This is a genomic window from Sphingomonas sp. CCH9-F2 (assembly GCF_001556735.1).
Classification (GTDB): domain Bacteria; phylum Pseudomonadota; class Alphaproteobacteria; order Sphingomonadales; family Sphingomonadaceae; genus Sphingomonas; species Sphingomonas ginsenosidimutans.
The window spans coordinates 1-4,268 of the sequence record NZ_LSJO01000394.1 but is presented as its reverse complement, the minus strand read 5'-3'; the positions used below and the strand labels follow the sequence as shown (position 1 = coordinate 4,268).

Below are 4,268 nucleotides of genomic sequence, written 5' to 3'. Positions count from 1 at the left end.
GTTGAGCCTTTCGGGCTGATCGGCGTTGGAAGGGGCGCGGTCCGATGGGGACCGCGCCCCTTTTTCGTTGGAGACGACACATGCCCACCCGCAGTGGATCGGCGCGCTACGAAGGCCTTGGCAAGGACGGCAAGGGCTGGGTTTCCACTCAGTCGGGCGTGCTCAAGGACCAGCCATATGGCTTCAACACCCGGTTCGAGGACGGCGCCGGCACCAACCCGGAGGAGCTGATCGCCGCCGCGCACGCCAGTTGCTTCACCATGGCGCTCAGCTTCGCACTGGCCGGCGCCGGCTATCATGACGGTACGCTGGAGACGAGCGCGAAGGTCACCGTCGAAAAGGATGGCGACGGCTTCACCATCACCTCGTCGAAACTCGACCTCACCGCCACGGTCCCCGGCATCGACGCCGATGAGTTCGAGAAGATCGCGAACGAGGCAAAGGCCGGCTGCCCGGTGTCGAAATTGATGACCGCCGAAGTAACGTTGACTCACCACCTGTCACAGTAACTTGCGCGCGCGTGAACGGGCAGTAATGTTACGTTCACGCAACCGCGCGGCGTCTTCATCGTTCTCCCCGTTACTTTCGTCGATCAAGGAGAACAGTGATGCGTATCATCATGGGTACGGTGTTGGCAGCGACCACGCTGGCCACGGTCCCGGTCGCCGCCATCGCGCAGACGCCGCCGCAGGCCGATCGCGAATATCGGCGCGATATCAATGATGCGCGCCGCGATTATCGTGATGACCTGCGCCGCGCGGACTCGCGCCGCGACGTGCGTGACGCCCGACGCGACTATCGCGATGACGTGCGCGACGCGCGACGCGATCGCAACGATACGGTGCGCGACTGGCGGCGATACAATCGCTACGACCATAACCGGTTCGAACCGGGCCAGCGCGGTTACGACCCGGCCCGCTACTACCGCGACGGGCGTTATTACCGGCAGCGCGCGCTGACCCGCAACGACCGCGTCTATCGCGGCTACAACGGCCGTTACTACTGCCGCCGGTCGGACGGGACGACCGGGCTGGTCGTCGGCGGCTTGGCCGGCGGTGCGCTGGGCAATATCATCGCCGGCGGCGGCTCGCGGCTACTGGGCACGGTGATCGGGGCGGGCGGCGGTGCGCTGCTCGGCCAGTCGATCGACCGCGGGCAGGTCGTCTGCCGCTAAGCGCGGCTTGACCAGGCGGAGGCGGCCCCGGCATCGCGCCGGGGCCGTTTTCGCATCAGATGATCCCGCCGCCAAGCATCAGCCGCAGGCCGAAGATCAGGATGAGGATCAGGTTCAGGTTGCGCCCGCCGTTGCGGGACGACAGCGCGCCGATCGCCGCGCCGACGACCGCGATCGGGATGACGAACCAGTAGCCCCAGGCGAAGAACGGCAGGAACGGCACGATGCCGAGCACCAGCGCCACCAGACCGATGAGGATGGAAAGCAAGTTGAGCATGACGGGAACATGGCCCTGCCACAGGTGTATTGCAAGAGTGAGACACGAAAGGGTTGCTTAACGCCGCCCGCGCCATGCCTCTTGCTCCTTTCCCTCGCCACGGACGGCCGATGCGACGCACGACGATCACCCCGCGCCTTCCCGGCATCGCTGCCATCCTTGCCGCGGCGCTCGCGCTGGCGGGGTGCGGATCGCCGAAGCCCGCGGCCGGTCCCGACGTCAATGCCGTCGATGCGGCGCTGCTCGGCAATGATGCCGACCCTGCGCTGACCGCGGCGTTGCGCGACCAGATCATGGTCGATCCGATGCTGGTGCAGCAGGCGAACGACGATGCGGTGCGCCCGCCGACCATGCCCGCGTCCGGCGCGGTGCCGCCCGACGGGATCGCGCAGGCGGCGATGCCCAAGGATCCGCTCGCCGGCCAGACGCTGCGCAGCGCCCCCGCCCCGTCCGCCGACTGCCCGCAATGCGCCGTCGCGCGCCGTGCGCTGACGCTGGGGGCTCTCGCCGGAGGACAGGGTGGCGCGACCGCGCAATGCGCTGGCCGCGTCGCTTACTCGGCGGTCTGGGCGACGCGCCTGCCGGGCAGCATCCCGCTGATCGCCGACGCGCGCGTGATCGAGGCGGCGGGCGCCGATGGCGACGGCTGCCGCCTGCGCATCGTCACCTTCGCCAGCGCGCAACCGATGCAGCGGCTACTCGACTATTACTACACCCGCGCCACCGCCGCCGGCTTCCGCGCCGGACATCAGGCGGACGGCGCGGAACATGTGCTGGCGGGCACGAAGGCTGGCGGGGGCGCGTTCCTGGCGCTCCTGCGCCCGCACGCCGGCGGCGGCACCGAGGTGGATCTGATGGTCGACGGCGGCTGATCCGCGCTATCGTCGCGCGATGCCGTACCTCCTCCTGCTCGCCGCCATTCTCTCGGAAGTGGTCGCCACCACCGCGCTCAAGCAATCGGACGGCTTCACCCGCCCGTTCCCCGCGCTGGTGACCGTCGCTGGCTATGCGATCGCCTTCTACTGCCTGTCGCTGGCGCTGCGCACGATCCCCACCGGCGTCGCCTATGCGATCTGGTCGGGGGTCGGCATCGTGCTGGTCACCGCCGCGGCGTGGATCGTCCACGGGCAGCGGCTCGACCTGCCGACGCTGGCGGGCATGGTGCTGATCGTCGCGGGGGTGGCGGTGATGAACCTGGGGCCGCGCGCCGCGGCGTCATGATCCGGGGGCACGACGCACGGTCAATTCCCTTCCGCGGCGAAAGCCGGTAGGGACGCGCGATGAATTCCCTCCTCCTCGTCATGGCGGGCGGCGCGATCGGTTCGGGCGCCCGCTTTCTCACCGGACAGGCGACGCTGGCCGCTTTCGGTCCCGGCTGGCCCTCCGGCACGCTGATCGTCAATATCGTTGGCAGCTTCATGATGGGGGTGCTGGCCGGCATCCTCGCACGCATCGGCATGGGGGGCGAGACGTGGCGGCTGCTGCTGGGCACCGGCGTGCTCGGCGGCTTCACCACCTTCTCCGCCTTCGCGCTGGACACCGCCAACATGGTGGAGCGCGGCGATCCCGTCGCCGCGCTCTCCTATGTCCTCGCCAGCGTCGTCGGCGGGCTGATCGCGCTGTTCGCCGGGCTGATGATCGTCCGCGCGCTGTCGGGGGCGGGAGCATGAGCGACCGCGACGACAACGTCCGCCAATTCACGGTCGGCTACGACGACGACGGCATCCGCGTCGATCGCTGGTTCAAGCGGCATCTGGAGGGGACCAGCTTCACCACCGTCGCCAAATGGGCGCGCACCGGGCAATTGCGGGTGGACGGCGCGCGCGTCGGCCCCGGCGACCGGTTGCAGGCCGGACAGGTGCTGCGCGTTCCCCCCGCCGAACCGGTCCGCACCGATGCCAGGCCGCAGCGCCAGCGCCCGCCGGTGAGCGATGACGAGGCGACCTTCGCGCGTGAGATGGTGATACACAAGGACGCACAGGCGCTGGTCCTCAACAAGCCACCCGGCCTCGCGACGCAGGGCGGGACGAAGACGGTCCAGCATGTCGACGGCCTGCTCGACGCGCTGCAATATGAGGCAGAGGGGCGGCCCAAGCTGGTCCACCGCCTCGACAAGGATACGTCGGGCGCGCTGCTGGTCGCGCGCACCACCCGCGCTGCGGCTTTCTTCGCCAAGAGCTTCTCGGGCCGTTCCGCCAAGAAGGTCTATTGGGCGCTGGTGGTCGGCGTCCCCTCGATCGACGACGGCACGATCGACCTGCCGATCGCCAAGCAGCCCGGCACCGGCGGCGAGAAGATGCACGTCGACGAGGCGGAGGGCAGCCCCGCGCGCAGCCGCTATCGCGTGATCGAGCGCGCCGGCAACCGTGCCGCCTGGGTCGAGCTGCAACCCTTCACCGGGCGCACCCACCAGCTGCGCGTCCACATGGCGGCGATCGGTCATCCGATCGTCGGCGACGGCAAGTACGGCGGCCCGGCGGCGTTCCTGACCGGCGGGATCAGCCGCAAGATGCACCTCCACGCGCGCCGCATCCGCGTCGACCATCCCGACGGCGGCGAGATCGACGTGACGGCGGAGCTGCCGACGCACTTCGCCGAAAGCCTGGCGGGGCTGGGGTTCGAGGCGATGGCCGGCGACATGATGCCGCTCGACAGCTTCACCCCCCCCACGCGCGAGGAGAAGAAGGCCAAGGCGCGCGCGCATGCCAAGAGCGTCCGCAAGGAACGTCGCGGCGAACGGCGCGGCCGCGGCGCGGACGACACACCGCGCGGCGGCCGCGCCGTTCGCCGCGACGTTCCTTGCGGACGCTCTTGGCA

7 protein-coding genes are annotated in these 4,268 nt (G+C 69.7%); 6 read left to right on the top strand and 1 reads right to left on the bottom strand.

Annotation, left to right across the window (positions count from 1 at the left end; all coding sequences use genetic code 11):
• Window positions 1-80 precede the first annotated feature (80 nt).
• Window positions 81-509: an OsmC family protein gene (locus AX685_RS11525; protein ID WP_066488797.1), complete on the top strand. Its 429-nt coding sequence runs from the start codon at window positions 81-83 to the stop codon at window positions 507-509.
• A gap of 98 nt (window positions 510-607) precedes the next feature.
• Complete coding sequence (locus AX685_RS11520) at window positions 608-1,174, top strand: glycine zipper 2TM domain-containing protein (RefSeq protein ID WP_082740834.1); 567 nt, start codon at window positions 608-610, stop codon at window positions 1,172-1,174.
• A gap of 55 nt (window positions 1,175-1,229) precedes the next feature.
• Here AX685_RS11520 and AX685_RS11515 read toward each other — a convergent pair whose 3' ends face one another.
• On the bottom strand, window positions 1,230-1,451 hold the full coding sequence (locus AX685_RS11515) for a hypothetical protein (protein WP_066488795.1): 222 nt from the start codon (window positions 1,449-1,451) through the stop codon (window positions 1,230-1,232).
• Between the two features lie 110 nt (window positions 1,452-1,561).
• On the opposite strand from AX685_RS11515, the gene AX685_RS11510 reads away from it, so the two are divergent.
• From AX685_RS11510 to AX685_RS11495, 4 genes are all read left to right on the top strand, one after another.
• Window positions 1,562-2,323 carry a hypothetical protein gene (locus AX685_RS11510; protein ID WP_066488792.1) on the top strand — a complete coding sequence of 254 codons (762 nt, stop codon included), beginning with the start codon at window positions 1,562-1,564 and terminating at the stop codon, window positions 2,321-2,323.
• A 19-nt stretch (window positions 2,324-2,342) separates the two neighbouring features.
• Window positions 2,343-2,672, top strand: coding sequence for a DMT family transporter (locus AX685_RS11505; protein ID WP_066488790.1), 330 nt, complete (start codon window positions 2,343-2,345; stop codon window positions 2,670-2,672).
• A 59-nt stretch (window positions 2,673-2,731) separates the two neighbouring features.
• The gene (gene crcB / locus AX685_RS11500) at window positions 2,732-3,121 is read left to right on the top strand and encodes a fluoride efflux transporter CrcB (protein ID WP_066488788.1); all 390 of its coding nucleotides are present in this window, start codon (window positions 2,732-2,734) and stop codon (window positions 3,119-3,121) included.
• Window positions 3,118-4,268 (top strand): RluA family pseudouridine synthase (locus tag AX685_RS11495; protein ID WP_156445775.1); only part of this gene is annotated, 1,151 nt, incomplete at its 3' end. The genes crcB and AX685_RS11495, both read left to right, overlap by 4 nt.

What these genes read in the sequence shown, in the direction of transcription:
- AX685_RS11505 (WP_066488790.1), top strand. Translation starts at nt 2,343, where the DNA reads ATGCCGTACCTCCTCCTGCTCGCCGCCATTCTCTCGGAAGTGGTCGCC.
- AX685_RS11525 (WP_066488797.1), top strand. Translation starts at nt 81, where the DNA reads ATGCCCACCCGCAGTGGATCGGCGCGCTACGAAGGCCTTGGCAAGGAC.
- crcB (WP_066488788.1), top strand. Translation starts at nt 2,732, where the DNA reads ATGAATTCCCTCCTCCTCGTCATGGCGGGCGGCGCGATCGGTTCGGGC.
- AX685_RS11520 (WP_082740834.1), top strand. Translation starts at nt 608, where the DNA reads ATGCGTATCATCATGGGTACGGTGTTGGCAGCGACCACGCTGGCCACG.
- AX685_RS11510 (WP_066488792.1), top strand. Translation starts at nt 1,562, where the DNA reads ATGCGACGCACGACGATCACCCCGCGCCTTCCCGGCATCGCTGCCATC.
- AX685_RS11515 (WP_066488795.1), bottom strand. Translation starts at nt 1,451, where the DNA reads ATGCTCAACTTGCTTTCCATCCTCATCGGTCTGGTGGCGCTGGTGCTC.